Source organism: Qipengyuania benthica (genome assembly GCF_030717865.1).
Taxonomy (GTDB): domain Bacteria; phylum Pseudomonadota; class Alphaproteobacteria; order Sphingomonadales; family Sphingomonadaceae; genus Qipengyuania; species Qipengyuania benthica.
This window is the reverse complement of sequence record NZ_JAVAIL010000002.1, coordinates 600,676-627,229: the sequence shown is the minus strand read 5'-3', so window position 1 is coordinate 627,229 and position 26,554 is coordinate 600,676. Positions and strand designations below refer to the sequence as shown.

At 65.8% G+C, this 26,554-nt stretch carries 26 protein-coding genes; 17 read left to right on the top strand and 9 right to left on the bottom strand.

All coding sequences use genetic code 11. The features are described from left to right. Nucleotides 1-154 precede the first annotated feature (154 nt). The 11 genes from Q9K01_RS08260 (at nt 155) to Q9K01_RS08210 (ending at nt 9,836) form a co-directional block, all read left to right on the top strand. On the top strand, nt 155-2,386 hold the full coding sequence (locus Q9K01_RS08260) for a S9 family peptidase (protein ID WP_305929733.1): 2,232 nt from the start codon (nt 155-157) through the stop codon (nt 2,384-2,386). A gap of 80 nt (nt 2,387-2,466) precedes the next feature. Continuing rightward, complete coding sequence (locus Q9K01_RS08255) at nt 2,467-3,492, top strand: aspartate-semialdehyde dehydrogenase (RefSeq protein WP_305929732.1); 1,026 nt, start codon at nt 2,467-2,469, stop codon at nt 3,490-3,492. Between the two features lie 13 nt (nt 3,493-3,505). After that, nucleotides 3,506-4,090 carry an aspartate-semialdehyde dehydrogenase gene (locus Q9K01_RS08250; RefSeq protein WP_305929731.1) on the top strand — a complete coding sequence of 195 codons (585 nt, stop codon included), beginning with the start codon at nt 3,506-3,508 and terminating at the stop codon, nt 4,088-4,090. Nucleotides 4,091-4,109: 19 nt separating this feature from the next. Further along, nucleotides 4,110-4,757, top strand: coding sequence for a 2-hydroxychromene-2-carboxylate isomerase (locus tag Q9K01_RS08245; RefSeq protein WP_305929730.1), 648 nt, complete (start codon nt 4,110-4,112; stop codon nt 4,755-4,757). After that, entirely contained in the window at nt 4,754-5,488 is a 735-nt protein-coding gene (locus Q9K01_RS08240) for a hypothetical protein (protein WP_305929729.1), read from the top strand. The genes Q9K01_RS08245 and Q9K01_RS08240 overlap by 4 nt, the downstream gene beginning before the upstream one ends. Beyond that, a complete protein-coding gene (locus tag Q9K01_RS08235) occupies nt 5,488-6,261 on the top strand; it encodes an alpha/beta fold hydrolase (protein WP_305929728.1) in 774 nt (257 codons plus the stop codon). The genes Q9K01_RS08240 and Q9K01_RS08235 overlap by 1 nt, the downstream gene beginning before the upstream one ends. Nucleotides 6,262-6,339: 78 nt before the next feature. Continuing rightward, nucleotides 6,340-7,362 (top strand): YncE family protein, encoded by a 1,023-nt coding sequence (locus Q9K01_RS08230; RefSeq protein ID WP_305929727.1) that lies wholly within the window; start codon nt 6,340-6,342, stop codon nt 7,360-7,362. Next, nucleotides 7,359-7,823: an ATP-dependent zinc protease family protein gene (locus tag Q9K01_RS08225; RefSeq protein WP_305929726.1), complete on the top strand. Its 465-nt coding sequence runs from the start codon at nt 7,359-7,361 to the stop codon at nt 7,821-7,823. Before Q9K01_RS08230 ends, Q9K01_RS08225 begins: the two co-directional genes overlap by 4 nt. Nucleotides 7,824-7,833: 10 nt before the next feature. Continuing rightward, nucleotides 7,834-8,739, top strand: coding sequence for a 30S ribosomal protein S6--L-glutamate ligase (rimK, locus tag Q9K01_RS08220; protein WP_305929725.1), 906 nt, complete (start codon nt 7,834-7,836; stop codon nt 8,737-8,739). 23 nt (nt 8,740-8,762) lie between these two features. Beyond that, nucleotides 8,763-9,530 carry an SIMPL domain-containing protein gene (locus Q9K01_RS08215; protein WP_305929724.1) on the top strand — a complete coding sequence of 256 codons (768 nt, stop codon included), beginning with the start codon at nt 8,763-8,765 and terminating at the stop codon, nt 9,528-9,530. 78 nt (nt 9,531-9,608) lie between these two features. Then, entirely contained in the window at nt 9,609-9,836 is a 228-nt protein-coding gene (locus Q9K01_RS08210; RefSeq protein WP_305929723.1) for a hypothetical protein, read from the top strand. Between the two features lie 31 nt (nt 9,837-9,867). On the opposite strand, the gene Q9K01_RS08205 is transcribed toward Q9K01_RS08210, so the two are convergent. From Q9K01_RS08205 to rpsF, 4 genes are all read right to left on the bottom strand, one after another. Next, nucleotides 9,868-11,307 carry an AMP nucleosidase gene (locus Q9K01_RS08205; RefSeq protein ID WP_305929722.1) on the bottom strand — a complete coding sequence of 480 codons (1,440 nt, stop codon included), beginning with the start codon at nt 11,305-11,307 and terminating at the stop codon, nt 9,868-9,870. A 134-nt stretch (nt 11,308-11,441) separates the two neighbouring features. After that, on the bottom strand, nt 11,442-12,110 hold the full coding sequence (gene rplI / locus Q9K01_RS08200) for a 50S ribosomal protein L9 (protein ID WP_305929721.1): 669 nt from the start codon (nt 12,108-12,110) through the stop codon (nt 11,442-11,444). An 11-nt stretch (nt 12,111-12,121) separates the two neighbouring features. Further along, nucleotides 12,122-12,346 (bottom strand): 30S ribosomal protein S18, encoded by a 225-nt coding sequence (rpsR, locus tag Q9K01_RS08195; RefSeq protein WP_305929720.1) that lies wholly within the window; start codon nt 12,344-12,346, stop codon nt 12,122-12,124. Continuing rightward, nucleotides 12,346-12,711 (bottom strand): 30S ribosomal protein S6, encoded by a 366-nt coding sequence (gene rpsF / locus Q9K01_RS08190; RefSeq protein ID WP_305929719.1) that lies wholly within the window; start codon nt 12,709-12,711, stop codon nt 12,346-12,348. The genes rpsR and rpsF overlap by 1 nt, the downstream gene beginning before the upstream one ends. Before the next feature lie 194 nt (nt 12,712-12,905). Between rpsF and Q9K01_RS08185 the strand changes: the two genes are divergently transcribed. Both Q9K01_RS08185 and Q9K01_RS08180 read left to right on the top strand, forming a co-directional pair. Then, nucleotides 12,906-13,856: a DUF808 domain-containing protein gene (locus Q9K01_RS08185; protein ID WP_305929718.1), complete on the top strand. Its 951-nt coding sequence runs from the start codon at nt 12,906-12,908 to the stop codon at nt 13,854-13,856. A 192-nt stretch (nt 13,857-14,048) separates the two neighbouring features. Then, the gene (locus Q9K01_RS08180; RefSeq protein ID WP_305929717.1) at nt 14,049-15,713 is read left to right on the top strand and encodes a GGDEF domain-containing protein; all 1,665 of its coding nucleotides are present in this window, start codon (nt 14,049-14,051) and stop codon (nt 15,711-15,713) included. 52 nt (nt 15,714-15,765) lie between these two features. Here the strand turns inward: Q9K01_RS08180 and Q9K01_RS08175 are convergent, their stop codons facing one another. After that, nucleotides 15,766-17,193, bottom strand: coding sequence for a glutamate ligase domain-containing protein (locus tag Q9K01_RS08175; RefSeq protein ID WP_305929716.1), 1,428 nt, complete (start codon nt 17,191-17,193; stop codon nt 15,766-15,768). 67 nt (nt 17,194-17,260) lie between these two features. Here Q9K01_RS08175 and Q9K01_RS08170 point away from each other — a divergent pair, with 67 nt between their 5' ends. From Q9K01_RS08170 to dnaN, 4 genes are all read left to right on the top strand, one after another. After that, a complete protein-coding gene (locus Q9K01_RS08170) occupies nt 17,261-18,088 on the top strand; it encodes an LD-carboxypeptidase (RefSeq protein WP_305929715.1) in 828 nt (275 codons plus the stop codon). Between the two features lie 27 nt (nt 18,089-18,115). Next, complete coding sequence (fabD, locus tag Q9K01_RS08165; RefSeq protein ID WP_305929714.1) at nt 18,116-19,054, top strand: ACP S-malonyltransferase; 939 nt, start codon at nt 18,116-18,118, stop codon at nt 19,052-19,054. After that, nucleotides 19,054-19,806 carry a 3-oxoacyl-ACP reductase FabG gene (fabG, locus tag Q9K01_RS08160; RefSeq protein WP_305929713.1) on the top strand — a complete coding sequence of 251 codons (753 nt, stop codon included), beginning with the start codon at nt 19,054-19,056 and terminating at the stop codon, nt 19,804-19,806. The genes fabD and fabG overlap by 1 nt, the downstream gene beginning before the upstream one ends. 193 nt (nt 19,807-19,999) lie before the next feature. Further along, complete coding sequence (dnaN, locus tag Q9K01_RS08155; protein ID WP_305929712.1) at nt 20,000-21,127, top strand: DNA polymerase III subunit beta; 1,128 nt, start codon at nt 20,000-20,002, stop codon at nt 21,125-21,127. Between the two features lie 7 nt (nt 21,128-21,134). On the opposite strand, the gene Q9K01_RS08150 is transcribed toward dnaN, so the two are convergent. The 4 genes from Q9K01_RS08150 to Q9K01_RS08135 all read right to left on the bottom strand — a co-directional run bounded on the left by Q9K01_RS08150 (nt 21,135) and on the right by Q9K01_RS08135 (nt 26,539). Beyond that, complete coding sequence (locus tag Q9K01_RS08150) at nt 21,135-22,133, bottom strand: acyltransferase family protein (RefSeq protein ID WP_305929711.1); 999 nt, start codon at nt 22,131-22,133, stop codon at nt 21,135-21,137. Nucleotides 22,134-22,181: 48 nt separating this feature from the next. Next, nucleotides 22,182-23,195: a zinc-dependent alcohol dehydrogenase family protein gene (locus Q9K01_RS08145; RefSeq protein ID WP_305929710.1), complete on the bottom strand. Its 1,014-nt coding sequence runs from the start codon at nt 23,193-23,195 to the stop codon at nt 22,182-22,184. After that, entirely contained in the window at nt 23,192-24,943 is a 1,752-nt protein-coding gene (locus tag Q9K01_RS08140; RefSeq protein ID WP_305929709.1) for an N-acyl-D-amino-acid deacylase family protein, read from the bottom strand. Before Q9K01_RS08140 ends, Q9K01_RS08145 begins: the two co-directional genes overlap by 4 nt. A 75-nt stretch (nt 24,944-25,018) precedes the next feature. Beyond that, nucleotides 25,019-26,539 (bottom strand): MFS transporter, encoded by a 1,521-nt coding sequence (locus Q9K01_RS08135; protein ID WP_305929708.1) that lies wholly within the window; start codon nt 26,537-26,539, stop codon nt 25,019-25,021. Nucleotides 26,540-26,554 lie beyond the last annotated feature (15 nt).

Genomic DNA, 26,554 nt, shown 5'->3' with positions numbered 1-26,554 from the left:
GCCTTTTGCGTTGGGCGCGGCCCTGCACCTTTGCAAACGCACCTTTGCAAACCGGACGAATTGTCGTCATTGCGAGCGACCGAAGGTTGCGCGGCAATCCGGGGCGCGCCCTGGATTGCTTCGCTTCGCTCGCAATGACGAGGTTCGAATTGACATGCGTTCAATGCTGCTTGCCGCCGCCGCGCTTTGCCTTGCCGCTCCCGCAGTCGCGCAGGACCGCGCGATGACCACCGCTCCCGAGCTGACGTTCGAGCGCGTTTTCGCCAGCCCCGGTCTCGACGGGCCGAGCCCGCGGCAGGCGAAGCTGTCGCCCGATGGCCGCTTCCTGACGCTGCTGCGCAACCGCGAGAGCGATCGCGAGCGCTACGATCTGTGGGGCTACGACCGCACCAGCGGCGAATGGCGGATGCTGGTCGACAGCGAGGCGCTGGGGACGGGGCGCGAATTGTCCGAGGACGAGAAGATGCAGCGCGAGCGCGCGCGCGTCGGCAGCCTCAAGGGCATCATCGACTATCAATGGGCAAGCGACGGCTCGGGTGTGCTGGTCCCGCTCGATGGCGACCTCTATCTCGCGCGGCTCGATGGCAGCACGCTCCGGCTGACCGACACCGAGGAAAGCGAGCTCAACCCCGCGCTGAGCGAGACGGGTGAATACGTCTCCTTCGTGCGCGACCGGCGGCTGTGGGTGGGCGCGGTTGGCGGCGAGGCGGCACCGGTCACCCCTGCCGAAGCCAGCGAGGCGGTGCGCTGGGGCGAGGCGGAGTTCGTCGCGCAGGAGGAAATGGGGCGGCTCACCGGCTATTGGTGGAGCCCGCAGGACCGGCGTATCGCGGTCGAGCGGTTCGACGAGAGCGCGGTCGGCGTGGTTACCCGTGCGGCGATCGGTGCCACCGGGACCAAGGTCTATGATCAGCGCTATCCGGTGGCGGGCAGCGCCAATGCGCTGGTCGAACTGTTCATGATGGACCCCGATGGCGGCAACCGTGTGCAGGTCGATCTTGGCGAGGAGACCGACATCTATATCCCGCGCGTCGACTGGGCGCCCGATGGCAGCGCGCTCTATGTCCAGCGCCAGAACCGCGACCAGACCGTGCTCGACATGCTGCGGGTCGATCCGGCGACGGGTGCGAGCGAGGTGCTGTTCACCGAAAACGCAGCGGTCGAGGACTACTGGATCAATCTCTCCGACAATTACCAGTGGCTCGACGACGGCTCGCTGATCTGGTGGTCCGAGCGCGACGGCTTCGGCCACCTCTATCGCTATGCCGATGGCGAGTGGACGCAGCTCACGAGCGGCGACTGGATGGTCACCAAGCTGGTCGGGGTCGATCAGGTGGCAGGCCGGGTCTATTTCCAGGGCACGATGGACGATGTTCTGGCGCAGCAGGTCTATGCTTTCGATCTCGAGAATCCCGCCGCGATCGAGCGGCTAACCGATCCCGCTTTCGTCAATTCGGCGAGCATGGACTCCAAGGCGCAGACGCTGCTGGTGAGCCGGTCGAAACCCGACCAGCCGACGCAAAGCTATATCGCCGACACCTCGGGTCAGCGGCTGACCTGGATCGAGGAAAACGCTCTGGGCGGCGAGCATCCCTATGCGCCCTTCCTCGGCGGGCATCGCGCGCCCGAATTCGGCACGATCGAGGCCGAGGACGGCAGCACCCTGCACTGGAAGATGATCCGTCCCGAGATGGAGCCGGGGAAGCGCTACCCGGTCTATTACTATCACTACAGCGGCCCCGGCCCGCAGGTGGTGCAGCGAAACTGGAGCGCGCCGCTCGAGCAGGCGATCGTCGATCGGGGTTATATCTATTTCGCACTCGACAACCGCGGTTCGGCCAATCGCGGGGTCGCGTTCGAACAGCCGATCTATCGCGGGATGGGCGGGGTCGAGGTGCGCGACCAGAAGGCGGGGGCGGAATTTCTCAAGACGCTGCCCTTCGTCGATCCCGACAAAATTGCGATCGATGGCTGGTCCTATGGCGGCTATATGACATTGAAGCAGCTGCAGGCCGATCCCGGCCTCTATGCTGCGGGCATCGCGGGCGCGCCGGTAACGCGCTGGGAGCTCTACGACACCCATTACACCGAGCGCTACATGGGCACCCCGCAGGCCGATACCGCCGCCTACGCCGCCGCGTCCGCAATCCCGAATGCCGCAAGGATCACCGACCCGCTGCTGCTGATCCACGGCATGGCGGACGACAATGTCGTGTTCGAGAACGCCACCGAGGTCATCGCCGCGATGCAGGAGGCCAATGTGCCGTTCCAGATGATGCTCTATCCCGGCTACACCCACCGCGTCTCGGGCGAGCAGATCTCGCCGCATCGCTACAACACGGTGTTCCGCTTTCTCGAGCATCATGGGGTGACCCCGCCGGAGTGATCGCCCACTCGCACGGGCTAAGGTTGTGAATGGCACGGGCGTCGCTATGTCCCGCGCTGAAGATCTAGAGGAGACAGCATTTGGGTTATCGTGTGGCAGTCGTCGGTGCGACCGGGAACGTCGGGCGCGAGATGATGCAGGTTCTCGCCGAACGCGAATTCCCCGTCGACGAGATCGCGGCGGTCGCGTCGAGCCGCTCGCACGGCACCGAGGTCGAATATGGCGACACCGGCAAGATGCTGAAGTGCAAGAATATCGAGCATTTCGACTGGGCCGGCTGGGACATCGCACTATTCGCCGCGGGCAGCGGTCCGGCGAAGGAATACGCGCCCAAGGCTGCGGCCGCAGGCTGCGTGGTGATCGACAATTCCTCGCTCTATCGCATGGATCCCGATGTGCCACTGATCGTCCCAGAGGTGAACCCCGAGGCGATCCACGGTTATTCCAAGCGCAACATCATCGCCAATCCCAATTGCTCGACCGCGCAGCTGGTGGTGGCGCTCAAGCCGCTCCACGATGTCGCGCGGATCAAGCGCGTGGTGGTGGCGACCTACCAGTCGGTCTCGGGCGCGGGCAAGGAAGGCATGGACGAGCTGTTCCAGCAGAGCCGTGCGATCTTCGTCGGCGATCCGGTGGAGTCGGTGAAATTCACCAAGCAGATCGCCTTCAACGTCATCCCTCACATCGACAGCTTCCTCGACGACGGTTCGACCAAGGAAGAATGGAAGATGGTGGTCGAGACCAAGAAGATCCTCGACCCGAAGATCAAGCTCACCGCGACCTGCGTGCGGGTGCCGGTGTTCGTCGGCCATTCGGAATCGGTGAACATCGAGTTCGAGCGCGAAATGACCGCCGAGCAGGCGCAGGACATCCTGCGCGAGGCACCGGGCATCATGCTGATCGACAAGCGTGAGGACGGCGGATACGTCACGCCCGTGGAGGCCGCGGGCGACAGCGCGACTTATATCAGCCGGGTGCGCGAGGACCCGACGGTCGAGTTCGGGATCAATTTGTGGTGCGTCTCGGACAATCTGCGCAAGGGCGCGGCCCTGAACGCGGTGCAGATCGCCGAACTGCTCGGCCGCGAGTGTCTCAAGAAGGGGTAGGGGCAGGATGAGCATGCGTTGGACGATGATCGGGGCGGCTGCGCTCGCACTTGCGGGCTGCGGCGAGAGCGCGCCCGAGGAGGCTGCCGAAGGCGCGGACCTCGCCCTGCAGGAAACGCCCAACCTTCCCGCCGATCCGGCCGGCGTCGTCCGGCTGCGCGGCGACGGGCTCGAGGTCACCGGGCCGCTCGGGACCATGCTGACCTTCGGCAGCCTGCGCGCACCCGTCGAAACGGAAATGGCCAAGGTTTTTGGCGAGGCGCGCGATGCGGGGACCAACACCGAATGCGGCGCGGGCCCCATCGCGTTCACCGAATATCCCGGCGGGCTGTCGCTCAATTTCCAGGAAGGCGCGCTGGTCGGCTGGTCGCTGCGCGACAGCGATGCTGAGGGCGCCGATATCGCGACCGCCGAAGGGATAGCGCTCGACAGTAGCGAGGCCGAACTGGCCGAGGCCTACGAGGTCGAGATGATCGCCGACAGCACGCTGGGCGAGGAGTTCACCACCCCCGCTGGCATCTTCGGTTTCCTGACCGGCGAGGGCGCGACTCGGGAAGTGGAATCGCTCCACGCGGGGACGAATTGCTTCTTCCGCTGACCTGCGCGAGGAGGCCGCGATGACGCTGACCGCCGAACTTTATTTCAGCTTCCGCTCGCCCTACAGCTATCTCGCCGTGGGCCGCTATCGCGCGATGGCCGAGACCTATGATCTCGACATCGCGCTGCGCCCGGTCTGGCCATTGGCGATCCGCCAGCCCGATTTCTTCGAGCGCAACCATCCCAACTGGCTCGGCTACACGATGCGCGACATGATGCGCGTGGCGCAGTTCCACGAGATTCCTTTCGGGCCGCCGCGCCCCGATCCGATCGTCCAGGACACCGCGACAAGGAAAATCGCCGAAGACCAGCCGCATATCCGCCGGATCACCCGGCTTGGCCAGGCAGCGGCGCGGCGCGGCAAGGGTCTCGCCTTCGCGCATGAGGCCGGGCGGCTGATCTGGGGCGGGGCGGAAGGCTGGAACGAGGGCGAGCACCTGGCCCGAGCCGCAACCCGCGCCGGTCTCGACCTCGCGGAACTCGACGCGGAGGCGGAACGGGACGCCGAGGTGCTCGATGCCGAGATCGCCGCCAACCAGGACGCGCTCGAAGCCGCAGGCCACTGGGGCGTGCCCACGCTGGTGTTCGACGGCGAACCCTTCTTCGGCCAGGACCGCATCGAGATGGTGCGCTGGCGCATGGAGCAGCGCGGGCTGGCGAAGCGATGAAGTGGGATGCCTTTTTCCAGTATCTCGAGCGGTTCAATGCGATCGTCTTGTTCTGTTTTCTGGCGTTTGCCTCGGTTGCGACCGCGCTGTGGTTTTTCACTCTCGGGGCCGATGGCTTTGATCAGGGGTATCACGACCCCTACGCCGAACAGGGTTTTGCAAACCAGACGAAGTATGAAGGAGAGGAAATCGAGCTCGAGGACGGCTTGGTCGTGAAGTATCAAATCGAAGACGAGGACGAATACGATCTCGATGTCGCTGGATCGAACATCTCTCTAACGAACATGCAGACGGGCGACTCGCATCTGGTTCTCCCCGCAGATAGCGCCCAGATCATCTTGCGCTGGCAAACCATCGGCAGGGAAGGCGAAAATGACGAACACCCTTCCGCCTATCTCGCGTTCACCGGGACGGAGGAGGATTACGCTGCAGGCCTACTCGACGTGGTGGTCGGACGGCTGTCGGATTTTGAGCAGAGAACGCTCGCGCAGCGAGTGCATTTCGTGGACGCGCCGCGCATGATCGACAAGTCGACTCTCTCGATGATCGTATGGACGACACCCGATGACGCCCGCTTTTGGCTGGTCGATCTCGCAACGCTGGAGAAGACACTGGACAGGAAAGTCGAGGTGCCGGCTCCTGGCCGGATCATGAATTCCGGCGCCACCAATGACGATGTTGCCAGCTCTCGCGCGGCCCCGACCAATACTTTTTCCGCAGAGCCTTTTTGATGACCACCGAACGTTTCACCAGCTTCGACGGCATCGAGCTCGCGCTGCACCGGGTCGGCGAGGGGCGGCCGCTGGTGCTGCTCCACGGGTTGTTCTCGAGCGCGCAGATGAACTGGATCAAATGGGGTCACGACCGCGCCATCGCGGAGTTGGGCTACGAAGTGCTGATGCTCGATTTCCGCGTGCATGGCGACAGCGCCTCGCCGCGCGCGCCCGAGGCCTATCCGCCCAACGTGCTGGTCCGCGATGTCGCGGCGTTGGTCGGACATCTCGGGTTGGGGGATTACGATCTGGGCGGCTTCTCGCTGGGCGCGCGGACCTCCCTGCATGGCGTGGCGAGCGGTGCGCTGGCGCCGCAGCGACTGATCGTCGGCGGGATGGGGACTGCAGGGTTGGGCGAATGGCAGAAGCGCGCGGCGCATTTCAAGCGGGTGATCGACGAGTTCGACACGATTGCGCGCGGCGATCCTGCGTATTTCTCGGTGCAGTTCCTCAAGTCGCAAGGCGTCGACCGGGTGGCGGCGCGGCTGCTGCTCGACACCATGCCCGATCTCGATCTGGCGCAATTGGCGAATGTGGCCATGCCGGTGCTGGTGGTCTGCGGCGACGAGGACTGCGACAATGGCTCGGCGGAGGAATTGGCGGCGCTGTTGCCCGATGCGACCTACGTCGAGGTTCCCGGCACCCATATGGGCAGCGTGACCAAACCCGATCTGGGGCGGGCGATGGCCGAATGGCTCGGACCGGCCCAGAGCGCGGCGCGGCGCTTGTGAGCATCGCTCCGCGCAGGTAGGCTGGCGCCCATCGCAGACCGACGCGGCAGCGTGCCGAATCAGGGGAGCATCACGACCGTGCGTATCATTCCGACCCTCGCTTTAGCCTGGGCCCCCGCTGCGCTGGGCCTGGCTGCCTGCGCGCCGATCGCTGCGGATGCACCGACCGTTGCCGACGCGGCAGCGCAGGGCGGCACGCTGTTCGTCGCCAACAAGTTCGGCAACACGCTGACCAAGATCGATCTCGCCACGGGCGAGACGGTGCTGGAGGTTCCGAGCTGCACCAATCCGCACGAGCTGGCGACCTCGCCCGACGGCGCGCATGTTGCGCTCGCCTGCTACGGCGGCACCAGCGTCGATATCTTCCGCACCAGCGACCTCGCCCGCCTGAAGAGCGTCGAACTGGGCGCCAACGCGCGCCCGCACGGCATCGTCTGGCACGCCAATGGCGCGCTCTACGCCACCGCCGAAGGGCGCAAATCGGTGTTCTGGATCCGCGACCCTCTCGGCAAGGCCGAGACCTTCGAATACGGCACCGGGCAGGAGGGCAGCCACATGCTCGCCATTTCGCCCGATGCCCGCCACGCCTGGACCGTGGACATGGGGTCCGGGACGGTGACGCTGGTCGATCTGCTCACCCGCCGCGCGCCGCTGTCGGTCGCGGTCGGGGTCGAACCCGAGGGAATCGCGCTCGCCCCCGACGGCGAGACGCTGTGGGTCAGCGCGCGCGGCTCGGACAAGGCCTTCGCGCTCGATCCCATGAATCTGGAAATCCGCAGCGAGCTCGCCACCGGCGCGTTCCCGCTGCGGCTGGCGATCCGGCCGCAGGGCGATGTCGCGGTCACCTCGGATCTCGCCGACGGCGGGCTGACGGTGATCGATCTGGCGCGTGCCGAGGCAATCCGCTCGATCCCGGTCGCCGGCCCGGAGGGCGCGCAGGAGCGGATGCAGGTCACGGTGATCTGGTCGCAGGACGGGGAACGGATTTATGTCGCCGAGACCGGCGACGATACCATCGCCGAGGTCGATTACGCCAGCGGACGGGTGCGGCGGCGGCTCGAGGCCGGCGATGGCGGCGACGGGCTCGCGGTTCTGCCGTGAAGCAGAAGGTGGAGCCTCTCCCGGCGGTCGGCTGGCGCGAACTGGTGGCGCTGCCCGAACTCGGCCTGACGGCAATCCCGGCAAAGATCGACACCGGGGCGCGCACCTCCTCGCTCCACGGCACGATCCTCGAGCGGTTCGAGCGCGACGGCGAGGCCTATGTCCGTTTCGCGGTCGATTATGCGCGGCAGCACGTCCGGCAGGTGTGCGAGGCGGTGCATGTCGACTGGCGCGGGATCACCAGTTCCAATGGCGAGACCCAGCGGCGGATGATCATCAAGACCCCGATCCGGATCGGTGATGTCGAATTTCGCGCCGAGATCAGCCTTGCCGATCGCTCGGACATGAAATTCCCTATGTTGATCGGTCGCTCCGCTCTACGGCGCCATTTCCTCGTCGATTCGGGCCATTCCTGGCTGCAGACCCCCGGTCGCGAAGTCGCCGTTGGCCACAAACCGTGAGGGTCCCCCGATGAAAATTGCCATGCTCGCGCGCAATGCGAATCTCTATTCGCACCGACGACTGAAGGAGGCGGCGGAGGTACGCGGCCATCAGCTCGACATCCTCAACACGCTGCGCTGCACCGTGCATATCGCCAGCCACCGCCCCGAGGTGTTCTACAATGGCGAGCCGGCCGAAAGCTACGACGCGGTGATCCCGCGCATCGGCGCCTCGATCACCCAATACGGGCTCTCGATCCTGCGCCAGTTCGAGATGCGCGGCACCTGGTCGCTCAACGAAAGCGTCGCCATCGGGCGCAGCCGCGACAAGCTGCGCAGTATGCAGATCCTCGCCAAGCATGGGCTCGGCCTGCCGCTCACCGCCTACGCCAACGATCCCAAGCAGGCAGAGGAGATCATCAAGGCGGTCAAGGGACCCCCGGTGGTGATCAAGCTGCTCGAGGGGACTCAAGGCATCGGCGTGGTGCTGGCCGAGACCATGTCCTCGGCCAAATCGGTGATCGAGGCCTTCCGCGGCGCGAACGTGAACATCCTGGTGCAGGAATTCATCAAGGAAGCCGGCGGCACCGATATCCGCGCGCTGGTGGTTGGCGGCAAGGTGGTCGCCTCGATGAAGCGCACCGGGGCACCCGACGATTTCCGCAGCAATCTTCACCGCGGCGGCAGCGCGCAGCTGATCAAGATCACGCCGGCCGAACGATCGACCGCGGTCAGCGCGGCCAAGCGGATGGGGCTCAACGTCTGCGGCGTCGACATGCTGCGCTCGAACCACGGCCCGGTGATCATGGAGGTCAATTCCTCGCCCGGGCTCGAAGGCATCGAGAAGGCGACCGAGAAGGATATCGCCGGCCAGATCATCGATTTCATGGTTTCGCATGCCCAGGCAGGCAAGACCAAGACCAAGGGGGCGGGGTAACGTCCGAAAGGGAGGAAATGCGTGTGACACGGTCGAGCAGACTCGAATGGGGGCTGAGGCTGGCGCTGGGGATTGGCGCCGCGGGGTTGACGATCGCGGCACCGCTGGCGGCGCAGACCGAAACCTCCCGGCCTGCCGTCGCCGCAACCGAAACCATCCTGCGCGTCGCCGGGGTCGGCAGCATCGCGGCACATCCCGAAGTGATGACCGTGACCGTGGGCGTGGTCACCACTGGCGAGAGCGCCGCTGCTGCGCTCGATGCCAACAACCGCAAGCTCGCCCCGGTGATCGCGGTGCTCCGCGCTGCGGGAATCCCCGCCGAGCAGATTCAGAGCTCCGATCTTTCGGTCGAACCGCAATTCGCCGATACCCGCAACGCGGTGGTCGATCGCATCCTGGGCTTTCGCGCAAGCAGCGCCGTGACGGTGCAAAGCCGCGATCTGGGAAGCGCCGGCGATCTGGTCAGCGCGCTGTTCGATGCGGGGGCGAATTCGATCAGCGGACCCGAGTTCGCTGTGGCCGAGGAAAACGTCGAACGGCTGACGCGGCTCGCCGAGGCCGAAGCGCTGCGCGAAGCGCGTGCGCAGGCGGATGCGACTGCGGCTGCGCTGGGGATGCGGGTCGCCCGGGTGCTGTGGGTGTCGGACAGTCAGGTCCAGCTCGGTAAGGGCAGCGGCTACATCATTGTCACCGGCTCGCGGATCGCCCGGACCCCGATCGAGCCGGGCGAGATCACCGTGGAGGCAAGTTACAATCTCGAATTCGCGCTGGTGCCGCTGCCAGCACGCTGATCCTCCGAACCGGAGCTTGTTCGCCTTGCCGCGCATGAGACGCGTGGCAGTTTCCGCTCTTTGCGAAAGGAGGGCGCGATGGGCGATTTCTCGGTCGAATTCAAAAAGCGGATTTCCGCGGCCATGCTGGCGGACTTGGCCGGTTCGGTGCCGCTGTCGGTGCAGGGGCAGAAGCAGAAGGGCAAGACCTATGCCATCGAAGCACCGTTCGACACCGACAAGGCCTCGCTCAAGAGCCTGCGCCAATCGATCGAGCAGGTGACCGGCAAGGACAGTATCGAGGGGCTCGAGGCGCAGGACGGATGAGGCGCCGCAGGGCTCGGCCGCCCGCCCGCACTCAGCGGAACGGGGGCTCGTTGAAGGCGCGCAGCTTGCGGCTGTGCAGTCGCGGTCCTTCCTCGCGCAGCCGACGGCATGCGGTCACTCCGATCTGGAGATGCGCGGCGATCGCCTGTTCGTAGAACTTGTTGGCCTGTCCGGGCAGCTTGATCTCGCCGTGGAGCGGCTTGTCGCTGACGCACAGCAGCGTGCCGTAGGGCACGCGGAAGCGATAGCCCTGCGCCGCGATGGTGGCGCTCTCCATGTCGATACCGACCGCGCGGCTGAGCGACAGCCGCCGCGCCGAATTGGTGTAGCGCAGCTCCCAATTGCGGTCGTCGGTGGTCACCACGGTCCCGGTCCGCATCCGCCGCTTGAGATCCGAACCGTGTTCGCCCGAGACTTCCTCCGCCGCACCGGCCAGCGCCTGCTGGACTTCGGCGATCGCGGGGAGCGGGATCTCGGGGGGAAGCACCGGGTCGAGCACGTGATCGTCGCGCAGATACGCGTGCGCGAGGACATAGTCGCCGATCTTCTGGCTCGGGCGCAGCCCGCCGCAATGGCCGATCATCAGCCAGGCTTCGGGACGCAGCACCGCGAGATGGTCGCAGATCGTCTTGGCGTTGGAGGGGCCGACCCCGATGTTGACCAGCGTGACCCCCCCGCGACCTTCGCCGACGAGGTGATAGGCGGGCATCTGGTGGCGCCGCCACGCGGTGTCGGACAATTGCGCGCTGGCGTTGGCGGTCTGCTCGGACAGTCGCAACCCGCCTGCGCCGGCGAGTTCGGTATAGCCGTCCTTGCCCAGCTGCGCGCCTGCCCAGTCGACGAACTCGTCGACATAGCGGTGGTAATTGGTGAACAGGATGAAGCGCTGGAAATCCTCCGGCCGCGTGCCGGTGTAATGCGCCAGCCGGGCAAGGCTGAAATCGGTGCGCAGCCCGTCGAACAGCGACAGCGGGATGGGATCGTCCGGGCTTTCCAGCTCGATTCCGTCGGCCAGTTCGTCGCCGATGTCGGCGAGATCGGTGGAGGGGAAATGGCGCGCGACCTCGTTGGGATCGACCCCGGCCAACTCGGCGCCCGCCTGCCCGTCAAGGACGTAGGGGAAAGGGATTTCCTGCTGCGAGGAACCAACCTCGACTTCGACCTCGTAATTGGAGGAGATCAGCTGGAGCTGTTCGGTGAGATAGTCGCGGAACAGCGCGGGGCGGGTAACGGTGGTGGTGTAGAGCCCGGGAGCGTTGAGCCGGCCGAAGGCGCGGCTGCGATCCTCGGGCTGGTCGCCGCCGCGAAACCGCAGCCGCAGTTCGGGATAGGTGTAGGACCCGTCCTTGCGCCGCTCGGGTGCGGGCAGAGAGCGGTCGCGTCCGAAGGCCATCACGTCGCCGCGAAGCCGCTCGACCGCCGCATCGTAGATCGACTGCAGCTTGTCGAGGATGTGGTCGGTCGTTTCCATAAATGTTCCTCTTCGCCCGGCCTTATTCGCCTGACGCCTAATCCGCCAGCCTGACAGCCGAATGATCGCGTGTCTTACAAAAAGGGCGCGGAGACCGAAGCCGCCGCGCCCTGATTGGTGTCCTGAGACTGCGATCAGCCGTTGTCGGCGTCCGGGTCGGTCGCTTCGATCAGCGCTTCGCGACGGGTCATTTCGTCGGGAGTGCTGACACCATCCTCGAGCATGTCGGACGGAATTTCGCCCGGCTCGAGATTGGGATCGATGCGGTTCGATTCGGCCATCTTCTCGATCTCGGCCTGATCGTCCTCGAATGCCTGGGCGAGGACGTCGACGCCCTGGCTCTGCAGTTCGGCCTCGTCCTGCGAACGGGCGACATTGGCCTTGACCGTGATGTGGACCTCGGGGTGGAGCGCCACGGTCACTTCGTGCATGCCGAGCATCTTGATCGGGCTGCCGAGGATGACCTGCTTCTTGTCGACATCGTGGCCCTGGGCTTCGAGCCCGCTGACGATGTCGCGCACATTTACCGAACCGTAGAGCTGGCCGGCGTTCGACGAAGCGCGGATCAGCACGACTTCGGCACCGGCGATCTTCTCGCCAGCGGCCTCGGCTTCCTTGCGGCGGTCGGCGTTCTCGGTTTCGAGCCGCTCGCGATTGGCTTCGAAGACCTTCTTGTTGGTGGCGTTGGCGCGCAGCGCCTTCTTCTGCGGGAGCAGGAAGTTGCGCGCGAACCCGTCCTTGACGGAGACGACATCGCCGATCCCGCCGAGATTGCCGATGCGTTCGAGGAGTATGATATCCATGTCTGTTCTCCTCAGCGCACGATGTAGGGCAGCAGGCCGATCTGGCGTGCCCGCTTGATGGCCTTGGCCAGCTCGCGCTGCTTCTTGCCGCTGACGGCGGTGATGCGGCTGGGGACGATCTTGCCACGCTCGGACATGAAGCCCTGGAGCAGGCGCACGTCCTTGTAGTCGATGACGGGAGCGCCCTTGCCCGAGAACGGGCAGGACTTGCGGCGGCGGAAAAACGGACGGGCCATCAGTTGCGCTCCTCGCGGTCGCTGCGACGCTTCTTGTCGCGCTCGTTCTTGCGCATCATCACGCTGGGGCCTTCCTCGTGCTCGTCGACGCGGATGGTCATGTAGCGGATCACGTCTTCGTTGATGCGCGTCTGGCGCTCGAGCTCGTGGACGACTTCGCCGGGGCCCTCGATGTTGAGCATGACGAAATGCGCCTTGCGGTTGCGGTCGATCTTGTAGGCGAGATTCTTCAGGCCCCAGGTCTCCGTCTTGGTGACGCGGCCTTCGTTCTGCTCGACGATTTCGGTTGCATTGGCGGCCAGCTGGTCGACCTGACTCTGGGAGAGGTCCTGACGCGCCAAGAATACATGCTCGTAGAGAGCCATGTCTTGGTCCTTTCACTAATGCCGATCGCTGGCTTGTCCGCAGCGGTTCCGCGGGGCCCCTCCGGCTTTCTTCGAATCCCTGCACAGGCAGGGAAGCGGCGCACATAGCGCGACGGGTGCAGAAAGCAAGGCTTGTCGGGATGCACCCGGCAGGGCAGGGGCTGGGCGTTTCCAAATTTGACAAAGGATTCTCGATGCCCGGTGGACTGGTCGCACTGCTCGACGACGTATCCGTGATTGCCCGCGCCGCGGCGGCGTCGGTCGACGATATCGGCGTTGCCGCCAGCCGGGCCGGGACCAAGACCGCAGGCGTGGTCATCGACGATGCGGCGGTGACCCCCTCCTACGTGACCGGCTTCAACCCGGCGCGCGAGCTGCCGATCATCTGGGAGATCACCAAGGGCAGTCTCAAGAACAAGCTGCTGATCCTGCTTCCGGGCGCGCTCCTGCTGAGCTTCTTTCTGCCGTCGGCGATCATCTTCATCCTCATGGCCGGCGGGGCCTATCTTTCTTACGAAGGTGCGGAAAAGGTGATGGAGAAGCTGGGCGGTGCCAAGCACGGCAAGACGCTCGACGACCCGATCGAAGATCCGACCGCGTTCGAGAAGCAGCGCGTCGCCAGCGCAATTCGCACCGATCTGATCCTCTCGGCGGAGATCATGGCGATCACTCTCAACGAGGTCGCCGCCGAGGATTTCGTGACCCGCGCCGGGGTGCTGGCAATCGTCGGCATAGCGGTGACCGTCTTCGTTTATGGCGCGGTGGCGCTGATCGTGAAGATGGACGACGTCGGCCTGCATCTTTCCCGAAAACCTTCGCACCTGGCACGCAGGGTCGGTTGCGGTCTGCTCAAGGCCATGCCGGTGTTGCTATTGGTGCTGTCCTTCGTGGGGACCATAGCGATGCTCTGGGTCGGCGGCGGGATCCTCCTGCACGGCGTGCACGAACTCGGTTGGCATGCTCCTTCCGACTGGGCGCATGATGCGCAGTTGGCCGTCGAGACCGCCACCGGCAGTCTGGCGGGCATCCTCGGCTGGGCGACCTACGCCGCCCTGTCCGCACTGGTCGGACTGGTGTTGGGCGCAATCATCGCGCTGGTGCTGCACAAGCTGCTCGGGATCGGAAACGAAACGGCCGATCATTAGTACGACCGCGCAACAACAGGAACTGCGGAAAACCGCTGGCCATCCGGTTTCCCGATTTGGTACATTGACGACAATGGGAGGAAAGTCAGGCAGCGCGACTGCCAGACACGGCTCTCCATTCGCAGGGGAGAGCCGGTGAGGCTATATCGCATTCTTGGGAGGATAGCCTGTGCTCTGGGCCTGCTCTGTGCGGTGCCGAGCGTCGCACAGGCCCTTCCGCTCAAATCCCTGACCTGCACCGGCGGCGCCGAAACCGCTCGCGCCGCTTTCGACCTTTCGCGCGGGCAGCTGGAATGCAGCGGCAGCCGATTCGGATATCGCCATCGGTTCGTAAGAACTTCGGTCCAGTTCGACGGGCTCGTTCTTCACAGCAGCAAGGAACTGGTGTGGCAGACTGTCGCTTCTGACTTCGCGTCGATGCTGGTCCGCTTCACCTATGCCGACGGCACCCAGCGACTGGTCGATGTCGATCGCCAGATGGCGGCGCGCAACTGGTTCGCAGGCAACCGTTTCGATGTACCCATCCCCGACGAGACCGCACCCTTGTCTGCGGTGGATACCGTGGTGGAGCGTCCCTATTCCGCGGCAACCACTGCCAAGGCGCGAATCCTGACGCAGGCTCGCAGTGCCGAGATGCACTATCTGCGTTCGCTGGCCTATGTGCTGGTCATCGGCCTTCTGGTCCTGCCGATGATCTACGACCTTCTGTTCTTCCGTATCCTTCGCCAGTCCTTCGTCTTGTGGCATCTCGGCATGGTTGGCGCGATGACGCTCTACACCCTGCTGCAATCGGGCCTGATCTTCGAACTCGTACCGGATTTGGAGTTGGGCCTGCGCTGGCGAGCCACCGCTGTGGCCTTCGTCCTGGCGCTGTCGAGCGCGGTGATGGTGGTGCGCGGCCTGATCGAGGACCGCTTCCTGAGCAGGCGGATGAGTGCGGCCCTGATCGCTGCCGCGCTGATTCCCGTGCTGGTAAAGATCGTCTCGCTGATCGGCGGCGAGGCCCTGCGGATCACGGTCAACAGCTGGCTTATGGCCAGTCTTATCCCCAGTGCGCTGATCGTGACGACTGCGGTGACGATGGGGCTGGCGCGCGGCAGCCAAGGAGCGCGCTGGGCAGCGCTCGGGCTCTCGGTGCTGATCGCGGTCGGATTGCTGCGCTTGCTGGTGGGCATCGGTCTGATGGACTTCGGCTTTGCGCTCGAGGATGCCACCTTCCCGGCGATGGTCGTGCTTGCCATCTTCACGTCGCTCGGTGTCGGCGACCGCTTCCTGGCCCTGCGGCACGATCGCGACCAGGCCCGTACGCAGGCGGTCCGGTTGGGCCAGATGGCGAACACCGACGGACTCACCGGTCTCGCGAATCGCCGCGCCTTCGACATGGTTGCGCGTCTGAAGACGGGGCAGGGTCTGCTGCTCGCCGATATCGATCGCTTCAAGGCGGTGAACGACGAATACGGGCATCAGATCGGCGACGCGGTGCTGTGCCGGGTTGCTGCGATCTTGCGCGACGCGCTCAACGAGCAGCCGGGGGCGCAGGTCTATCGGCTCGGTGGGGAAGAATTCGCGGTCGTGGCCGACATCTCTGACGGGCAGGAACTGATGCAATTGGCCGACAGGCTGAGGCAAACCGTACTCAGTATCGAGGGGCCGGAAACGCCTGTCGATCTGCCCTCGGTGACGATCAGCATCGGCGCTGTGCTGGGGCATGGACAATTGATGCACCAGGCCTTCGCCGACGCCGATGCCGCGCTCTACCGGGCAAAAGACAGCGGCCGCGATCGCAGCGTCTTGTACAATGCGGGAACGGTTGCAAACGGCTACGGACGGCTCCCCGACGCGAGAGACCCGGCCTAGCGGATCGCGCCCGGCGGATCGCGATCGAGGGGCCGCGCCCGACCGTTCGCGCTTAGGCCAGCCGCTGGTAGAGTTCCCGCGCGAACACCGCGAGCGTGTCGTCGCGCGCGCCCATCACCACGATCCGGTCTCCCGGGCGCGCCAGTTCTGCCAGCCGTTCGCCGACATCGGCGCGCTGCGCAACATGCTCAGCCGCGCCGCCTGCCTGCTCGATCAGCCGGACGATCCGTTCGCTACCTTCGCTGCGATCGACGGTCCCGCCGAAATAGACCGGATCGCACAGGATCACGCGGTCCTCCGCGTCGAGCAGGTTCGCGAAGGTTTCCGCCAGTTCATCGCCCATCTGCCGCAGCGGCCCGTAGCCATGCGGCTGGAAGAAGGCGAGCACGCGGCCCTTGTGCGCTTTGAGCGTCCGCAAGGTCGCCGCGCATTTTTCCGGATTGTGGCCGAAATCGTCGATCACGGTGATGCCGCTGGCGGAGACGCCGACCAGCTCGAAGCGGCGCGCCAGCCCGTCGAAGCCCGCCAGCGCCTCGACCGCGGCGGCCACCGGGACGCCCGCAGCCGCCGCTCCCGCGATCGCGGCGAGCGCGTTGGCAAGGTTGTGCCGGCCCGGCAAGGCGAGCCGGAGCGCATGTTCGCTGCCATCGTGGCGGTCGACGACCATGGCCGCCTGGCGCATCGGTCCTTCCGCGATGGAACCCGGGATCACGCCGATCTGCGCTTTCTCCTGCGCGATCCCGAAGGTGATCGCCTCGCTGGCATGCGGCAGCAGCGCCAGTGCCTCTCTGTCGTCGGCATTGACCACCGCGATCCGGCTGCGGCTGAGATAATCGCCGAACAGCTGGCGCAGTTCCTCCATGCTCTTGTGGTCGAGGCTGACGTTGAGCAGCACGCCCACCGCCGGGCGATAAAGCGCGATCGAGCCGTCGCTCTCGTCGACCTCGCTGACGTAGAGGCTCTGGCTACCAACGACCGCGCTGGCGAAGGGGCGCTCGGGCGAGACGAAATTCTTCATCACCGCGCCGTTCATGATCGTCGGCTCGCGGCCCGTGGCGTGGAGAATCCAGCCGAGCATTCCGGTGACGGTCGATTTGCCGCTGGTCCCCGCCACCGCCAGCCCGGCGCCGCTGGTGTTGAACAGGATCGAATTGAGCTCGGCGCGGGTGAGGCGCAGGCAGTCGAGCGCCCTTGCTCGGGCGATCTCGGGTACGCTGTCTTCGACCGCCGCCGAGGCGACCACGATCTGATCGCGCGAGACGATCCCGCTCCCGTCCTGCGGATGGAGGATGAAGCCCTGCTTCTCCAGCGCGGCGAATTTCTCGGGTGAATGGCCCTGGTCGAAACTGCGATCGGACCCGGCCACCGATGCGCCGCGGCCGCGCAGGATCTGCGCCAGCGGCAGCATCCCCGAGCCGCCGATCCCGACGAAGAAAAAGGGGCGGGCCAGCAGTTCGTCGGGGGTGGGAAAGTCGCTCATCCTGCGATCCGCTATTGGGTTGTGCCGGCGATGACAAGCCGCGAGAGGCGCGCTAGAACGCTCGGCGATGACCCGGATCGCCATCTGCGCCCCCGCTACCCCGATCAAGCGCAAGCTCGCCCAGCGGGTCACGGCGCTAGCGGCGGAGGGCTACCCGCAGCTCGAACTGAGCTTCCACGAACAGTGCTTCGTCAGCGAAGGGCACTTCGCGGGTTCCGATGCGATCCGCCTTGCGGCACTGCTCGAATGCGCCAACGATCCCGGCTTCGATGCGGTCTGGTTCGCCAAGGGCGGTTACGGCTCGAACCGCATCGCCCGGGCGGCGCTGGCGGGAATAGACGAACACGCCGCGCGCAAGAGCTATCTGGGCTATTCGGATTGCGGCACGCTGCTGGGCGCGCTCTATCGCGCGGGAATTGGCCAGCCGGCTCATGCGCCGATGCCGGTCGATCTGAAACGCGAGGGCGGCGAGGCTGCAGTGCGCCGCGCGCTCGACTGGCTGGCGGGCGATCCTTCCGGAAAGGAAGAGAGCGTCGGCGGCGAGCCCGTGGTCGCCTTCAACCTGATGACGCTGGCCATGCTGGTCGGGACCGAATTCATGCCGCCGCTCGCAGGGCATGTGGTGATGATCGAGGAAGTCGCCGAGCATCTCTATGCGGTCGACCGGATGATGTTCCATGTGACCCAGCACCTTCACGGCATCGCGGGCATCCGGCTGGGCGAGGTGTCGAAGGTTCCCGAGAACGACCGCCCCTTCGGCGCCGATGCGGTGGAGATCGTGCAGGACTGGTGCGCCCGCTCGGGCATTCCCTATCTCGGGCGCGCGCAGATTGGGCACAGCGCCGATAACCGGATCGTCCCCTTCGGCCTTGTCGAACCGGCGGGCGCCGCATAGGGGCCTTGCCCCCAGAGGAGAACCGGCATGAGAGCATTCATTTTTCCCGGCCAGGGGAGCCAGAAGATCGGCATGGGCGCCGATCTCGCCGAAGCCAGCGCGCATGCGCGAGAGGTCTTCGAGGAAGTCGACGACGCGCTGGCGCAAAAGCTCTCGGCGGTCATGCGCGAGGGGCCCGAGGACCAGCTCACGCTGACCGCCAACGCCCAGCCCGCGATCATGGCCAACGCCATCGCCACCTTGCGTGTGCTCGAGCGCGAATTCGGCGTCTCGCTGGCGGAGACCGCCGATTGTGTCGCCGGCCATTCGCTCGGCGAATACACCGCGCTCTGCGCCGTGAATGCTTTCACGCTGGGCGATACCGCGCGGCTGCTCAAGCTGCGCGGCGAGGCCATGCAGGAAGCGGTACCCGTCGGCATCGGCGCGATGGCCGCGCTGCTCGGCGCCGATATCGACAAGGCCAGCGCGCTCGCCGAGGCTGCCGCCGAGGGTGAAGTCTGCGAAATCGCCAACGACAACGATCCCACGCAGGTGGTGATCTCGGGCCATACCGAGGCGATCGAGCGCGCCATTGCGCTGACCAAGGACCACGGCATCAAGCGCGGGATCAAGCTGCCGGTCTCGGCGCCGTTCCATTGCTCGCTGATGCAGCCCGCGGCCGAGCGGATGGCGCAGGCGCTCGAGCGCACCCCGCCGCAGGGTTTCGCGCTGCCGCTCTACGCCAACGTCACCGCCGCGCGCGTCACCGATCCGCAGGAGGAGCGCGACCTGCTGGTCCGCCAGGTCACCGGCCGAGTCCGCTGGCGCGAAAGCGTGCTTGCCATGCGCGCGGACGGGGTGGAGCATTTCGCCGAACTGGGCGGCAAGGTGCTCGGCCCGATGGTCGGGCGGATCGCCCCCGAGGCGCGGGTCACCAGCCTGGTGACGATGGCCGACCTCGAAGCTTTTGCAAAGGAGTGCTCGTGATGTTCAGTCTCGAAGGAAAGACCGCCCTCGTCACCGGTGCCAGCGGGGGGATCGGCTCGTCGATCGCCTATGCGCTGGCGCGGCAGGGCGCGCGGCTGGCGCTCTCGGGCTCGAACGGCGGCAAGCTGCGCACATTTCGCGAGCAGTTGATCGAGGAAGTCGGCGGCGACCATGTCGAGGTCACCTGCAACCTCTCGGACACCACGCAGGTCGAGGAACTGGTCCCCGCCACCATCGACACGCTCGGCAAGATCGACATCCTCGTCAACAACGCCGGCATCACCCGCGACAATCTGGCGATGCGGATGAAGGACGAGGATTGGGACGAGGTCATCCGGATCAATCTCGAAGCCGCCTTCCGGCTGATGCGCGCCGCCGCGCGGCCGATGATGAAGGCGCGCCACGGCAGGATCGTCTCGATCACCAGCGTGGTCGGCACCACCGGCAACCCCGGCCAGATGAACTACGCCGCCGCCAAGGCCGGGCTCACCGGCATGTCCAAGAGCCTGGCGCAGGAACTCGCCAGCCGCGGGGTGACCGTCAATTGCGTCGCGCCGGGTTTCATCCGCACGGCGATGACCGGCGAACTGCCCGACGCGCAGAAGGAGGCGCTCAACGCGCGGATCCCGATGGGCCGGATGGGCGAGGGCGAGGATATCGGCGCAGCGGTGGCCTATCTCGCCAGCGACGAGGCGAGCTATGTCACCGGGCAGACGCTGCATGTGAACGGCGGGATGGCGATGCTGGGCTGAGATGCCGGGTCGGTCCTTGTGCACTGGCCGGGTGAAATGGATTTCAGCCGCTTTATCCCCAAGCAATACCGCGCATTAGCGGTTGAACCTTGCCCGGTCTGGCAGCCCCGCTAAGGTCGCGCTGACATATTCCGGCGCTGGTGGGGCGATTCCGGCCTGTCCCGCGCCCTTCAGAGGGACGATAGTCGATACCATGAAGGCCACCATCGAACGCGCGACGCTGCTGCGCTGCCTCTCCCACGTCCAGTCGGTCGTGGAGCGGCGCAACACCATCCCGATCCTCTCGAACGTCCTCATCGAGGCGGGCACCGACAGCTCGCTCAAGGTCATGGCGACCGACCTCGATCTGCAGGTCGTCGAGCATATGGCCGCCGCCAGCGTGGACGATCCCGGCGCGATCACGGTCTCGGCGCATCTGCTGTTCGACATCGCCCGCAAGCTGCCCGAAGGCAGCCAGGTCAGCCTCGAAACCGCGGAAAACCGCATGGACGTCAAGGCCGGCCGCAGTCGTTTCAAGCTGCCGACGCTTCCGCGCGACGATTTCCCGATGATCGTCGAGGGCGATCTGCCGACCAGCTTCGCGCTTCCCGCCAAGGTGCTGGCGGAGATGATCGACCGCACCCGTTTCGCGATCTCGACCGAGGAAACGCGCTATTATCTGAACGGCATCTTCCTTCATGTCTCGGACGAGGACCAGCCGGTGCTGAAAGCCGCCGCCACCGACGGTCACCGGCTTGCGCGCTTCACGCTGCCGCGTCCCGAGGGTGCGGAGGGCATGCCAGACGTCATCGTCCCGCGAAAGGCGGTCGCCGAATTGCGCAAGCTGCTCGAGGAAGCGATGGACGGCGAGGTTCAGATCGATCTGTCGGCCAGCAAGATCCGCTTCACCTTCGGCGGCGCGGGCGGCGTGGTGCTGACCAGCAAACTGATCGACGGCACCTTTCCCGATTACAGCCGGGTCATCCCGACCGGGAACGACAAGCTTCTCAAGGTCGATCCGCGCAGCTTTTTCCAGGGCGTCGACCGCGTCGCGACCATCGCCACCGAGAAGACCCGCGCGGTCAAGATGGGGCTCGAGAAGGACAAGGTGACGCTCACCGTCACCAGCCCCGACAACGGCACCGCGGCCGAGGAGCTGTCGGCGGAGTATTCCTCCGAGCCCTTCGAGATCGGCTTCAACGCCGGCTATCTGAAAGACATCCTCAGCCAGATCGACAGCGACACGGTCGAGCTCCACCTCGCCGATGCCGGCGCGCCGACGCTGATCCGCAAGAGCGAAGACGCGCCCGCGCTCTACGTGCTGATGCCGATGCGGGTGTGACGGTCGGCTAGGCCGGGCGCTCGACTGGCCCGGCCTCGCGGGTGCCGAGCAGCAACCGTTTGAGCGCGCGTCGCGCCGGGGCATCGACTGCGCGATCCAGCCACAGCGCGAGAAAGGGCAGGGCGACCAGCATGGCGGTTTGGAATCCGGCCGCTGTCGCCCAGACGAGCAGCGGGAGGTGGATGCAATAGAGCGGGTAGGACAGCCCGCCCAAGATGGCGGCGGCGCGGGTTTGCGGCACTTCCCAGCAGGTCGCCAGCCAAGTCAGCGCGGGCACGACGAACAGGATTACCAGCAGGCCGGGCAGATTATCCTGCGTCACCAGCGCGCAGATGGTCACGAAGCCGAGCGGCAGCGCCCAGGCGATCGATGTCGCGCGACGTCGCGGCCCGTGCTTTCGCCAATGGTACAGCGCCACTCCGGTACCGAAGGCGAAGCCCAGCCGCGCCAGACCGGGCAGCAACACGCCCCATTCGGCGCCGAAGCTCAGCAGTTTGTCGGGACCCGAGGCGAACCACACCAGAATGGCTGCGCTGGCGAGGATCGAGGTGGCGAGGCCGCGCGCTCCAATCCGGCCCCAAGCCAGCGCCAACACTGCATAGGCCGCCATCTCGAGCAGCAACGACCAATAGGGCGGGTTGGCCGGATAGAGCATGCTGGGCGACAACGGATGGGGCAGCAGAAACAGCAACCCCGCATGTCCGCCATGCAGAACGATCCCTAACATCGCGCCCAGCGCCAGCATCGGCCACAGCCGCGCGATGCGCAACCGCATGAAGGTCCCGAACCCGATCCCTGCGGTCAGCCGCGCGGCATAGGAATGAGCGATGACAAAGCCGCTCAAGGCGAAGAACAGATCGACCGCGAGATAACCGCCAGGAACAGCCAGCCGCGCAGCGGGGTCGAGATGGAACAGCATTACCGCGATCGCCGCGACCCCGCGCAGCGCGTCGATCGTGGCGAAGCGGCCAGCGGACGGGGCGGAGAGGGCCGGACGCTCGAACATCGAGCCCCTGTTAGCGGTGGATTCTTAAAACCAGCTTAGAGCGGGTTGCTACCCGATCTCCACCGCGATCTTGCCGAAGTGCTTGTTGGCTTCCTGATGGCGGAAGGCATCGGCGAGTTCCTGCATCGCGAAACTGTCGCTGATCACCGGGCGGATGCCATTGGCCTCGATCGCGGCGATCAGGTCGAGCTGCATTGCCCGGCTGCCCACCGTTAGCCCCTGAACCTTCAGGTTTTTCGAGAACAGCAGCGCGGTCTGGACCGGGCCGGCCATCCCGGCCAGCACTCCGAGCAGCGCGACATGGCCGCCGATCCTGGTCGCCAGCATCGACTGATCGAGCGTACCCGCGCCGCCGATCTCGACGACGCAGTCGACGCCGCGCCCGCCGGTCAGTTCCAGCGCCCTTGGGCCCCAGGCCTCGACTTCCTTGTAATTGATCAGATGATCCGCTCCGAGTTCCTTCACCCGTTCGAGTTTGGCGTCTGAGGAACTTGTCGCAATCACCGTCGCACCCGCCGCTTTCGCCAGTTGCAGCGCGAAGATCGAGACACCGCCGGTACCTTGGACCAGCACCGTGTCGCCCGGCTTGAGCGAATAGTCGACGAACAGCGCTCGCCAGGCGGTCACTCCGGCGCAGGTCAGGGTAGCAGCCTCGGCATGCGAAAAGCCGGTGGGGGCGCGGGTGAAGGACGCCGCCGAGGCGGTCACATGCTCGCGGGCGTAGCCGTCGATGCCGTCGCCTGGAACGCCGGTAAAGGCGGAGCTGAGCGGCGCGCCATCGAGCCATTCGGGGAAGAAGGTGCTGACGACGCTGTCGCCGACCGAAAACTCGGTCACGCCATCGCCGACCGCGGTCACCTCTCCTGCTCCGTCGGACATCGGGATGCGGCCCTGCGGCGTGGGGATCATCCCCCTGACCACCGCATAATCGTGGTAATTCAGCGAGCTAGCTTTGAGGGCCACTATGATCTCGCCGGGGCCGGGAGCCTTGGCGTCGTCGATATCGACATATTCGAGCGCTTCGAGCGTGGAGGGCGTCGCTCCCGTGCGGATGGCCTTCATTCGGCGGCCTCCGCCAGCTCGACCCGCTGCGGACCGCGGATCAGCCCGCCGGGCGTGGCCCCGGTCCATGCGCCCTCGCGGAAGGTGACGGCGCCGTGTTTGATCGTTGCCACATAACCCTCGGCCTTCTGGAGCAACCGCTTGCCGCCCGCGGGCAGGTCGAAGGCCAGCCAGGGCTTGCCCAGCTTGAGCCGCTCGAAATCGATGATGTTGAGATCGGCGAGATAGCCCGGCGCGATGATGCCGCGATCCTCCAGCCCGTAGAGTCGTGCGGTATCGGCGCATTGGCGCTTGATCGCATTCTCGAGCCCGATCGTGCCGCGCGCCCGATCGCGCACCCAATGCTGGAGCATGAAGGTGGGTGAGGCGGCATCGCAGATCGTCCCGCAATGCGCGCCGCCATCGGAGAGCGAATTGACCGTGTCGGAATCCTGCTGGAGCGTCTCGAGGAAGTCGAGATTGCCATCGGCGTAGTTGAGGATCGGCAGATAGATGAAGCCCTTGCCCTCGTCGCTGCACAGCAGATCGTAGGCGTATTCCTCGCCCGTTCTGCCCGCCGCCTCCGCGCGCGCGGCGATACTTTCCTCGGGCTGGGGCTCGTAATCGAAATCGGAATCCATCTGATATTGCATCGCCCAGCCGCCGCACACCACCATCACCAGCGGCAGGATATCCTGATTGACCTGCGACATGTCGTTCTGTTCGGACAGCAACTGCGCCTTGAATTCGGGATCGAGCAGCTTCGCGCGCTGTTCCTCCCACGGCAGGGTCTCGATCGCCTGGAAGCTCGGGCGGAACCGGAACGGATGGACCGTGCCCTGCCACGCCATCACGATGCCATTGCCGCGCAGCGCGATCTGCGCGACGATATTGGCGCCATTGTCGTTCTCGGCGCGCATCGCGGCGATCTGCTCGTCGAGCGGCATTTCCTTGGCGATCGATTGCAGCGCGGCAAAGGTGACGGGAAGGCCGGTCTCGCGGCTCATGGCGCCCATCCAGCCGAATTCGTCCCACTCGCGCTTCATGTCGCTGGCCATCTCGAACACGCCGTGCCCGGCGCGCCCCATCGCACGGCCGATTTCGATCAATTCCTCGGCGGTGGCGGTGGTGCCCGGGACGACCTCGCCGTCGATATCGCGGTGGATCACGGTGCGGCTGGTCGAGAAGCCGAGAGCGCCGGCGCGCACGCCTTCCTCGACAATCTGCGCCATGCGCGCGATGTCGTCGGCGGTCGGGACCGCCCCGGGCCGCTCGCGCTCGCCCAGCACATAGGCGCGCACCGCGCCATGCGGGACATGAGTCGCGACATCGACCGTGCGCGGCAGTTCTTCCAGCGCATCGAGATATTCCGGGAAGCTCTCCCACTTCCACGTCATGCCTTCGGCCAGAGCGGTGCCGGGGATGTCCTCGACGCCTTCCATCAGCCCGATCAGCCATTCGTGCTGGTCGGGCCGCGCGGGCGCGAAGCCGACGCCGCAATTGCCCATCACCACGGTGGTGACCCCGTGCCAGCTCGAGGGCGCCATTTCCTGGTCCCAGGTCGCCTGGCCGTCGTAATGGGTGTGGATGTCGACGAAGCCGGGCGTCACGAGATGCCCTGCGGCATCGATTTCCTCCGCCGCATCGCCGGCGACGCTGCCGACCTGCGCGATCAGGCCGTCCTTGATCGCGATGTCTCCGGTAAAGCGGCTTTCTCCGGTGCCATCGACGATGGTGCCGTTGCGAATGATCAGGTCGAATGCGGGCATGTTGTGCTCCTCTCTCCGCCGAGGAAGGTTCCACATTGCAACCGATGAGTCCAGCCGGTTGTCGGCGGGATCGCGCTAGGCGGTGCTACTGCTACGCTCGGGCATGCGGACGAACAGCAGCGCGGTCAGCCCGATGGCGAACAGGATCGAGATCGAGGCCATGCCGATCCGCTGATCGGTGAACCACAGCGTGAAATACTCGACCAGCAGCGGCCCCATCCACACCGTGATCGTGCCGGCGATGGCGTAGAGCCCGAAGAACTCGCCGCTGCGCCCTGTCGGGGCAAGGGTCACGAGCATCGATCGGCTCGAGGAGATGCTCGCGGTGGCCGCGACCGCGACCACGCTGATCAGCGAGAGATAGACCACGTCGGACAAGGTCCGGAACGCCAACCCGTCCCAGACGGTGTAGTTGGCGATCAAGCCGAAGGCGAGGCTGTCGCGGGTGATGCTCAATTGGACGACCAGCGCGGCTACCATGGCGACGATCTCCACGATCAACGCGCGCTTCACCCCGAGCCTGGTGTCGAGCCAGCCGCCCAGCAGCCCGCCGCAAAAAGCGCAGGCCGAGGCGAAGATCGCGTAGCAGAGCATCTCGAGAAAGCCCCAGCCCAGGAACAGCGCGACATAGACCGCGCCCAGCGCCAGCAGCGCCGCCATCGCATCGGCATAGAACATCCGCGCGATCAGGAATTTCATCAGCTCGCGATATTGCGCCGCCTCGCGCAGAGTGCGCAGGACGCTCCTCGACCCGTCCACCAGCGCCGCGCGCCAGCTGGCTCCGGGGACACCGGGGTCCCTGGCGTTGAGGAAGAAGGGGATCGAGAAGAGCATCAGCCACACGCCGCAGATCGGTCCCGCAAGACGCATGTGTTCGAATTCGCCGACATCGATTCCGAACAGCGGCGCGGCGAAGGGCCAGCCGGTCAGCGCGGGGAGCACGAACAGCATCACCAGCGCGACGAAGATCAGTGTGGCGGCGAGATTTCCGAGTCCCAGGCCGAGCCCGGAAATCATCGACAGCCGGTCCGGTCGCCCCGCGACGCTGAGCATCGCGTTGTGGGTGACCTCGGAATAGGTGAAGGCGACATAGGCCACCACCAGCAGCGCCATGATTGCCGGGATCGGCAGGCCTTGGCCGCCGGGCCTTGCGAACCACAACAGGCACGAACTGATCGCGATCGTCGCCAGCGCGACCGCCAGCACCGGTTTGAGCCGCCCACCGCGATCGAGCGCGGCACCGAGGAAGGGGGCGGTCAGCGCGGCGATGATACCGGCCCATTTGGTGACCGAGGCGATCGTCGCCTGTCCCTGGGCATTGGCTGCGGCCAGCGCGGCTTCGGGACCGAGATCGGCCAGCGCCCCGCTCGCCAGCAGGTCCGCGCCGATGATGTCGCGCGCGAAATAGGGCGCGAAGACATAGATGACGATCAGAATGTAATAGGGATTGCGCGCCCATTCGAACACCGCCCAGGCGAAGCCCGCCCGGTCGAGCGCGCCGCCTTCGCCCCGGGAGAGACGAGGTGTTGGGTGAGAAGCTGCGGGAAATCCCCCCGAGAGCGGTCGGACGATCGGATCGGGCTGGGCTGATTCCATCGTATTCCTTCGAAA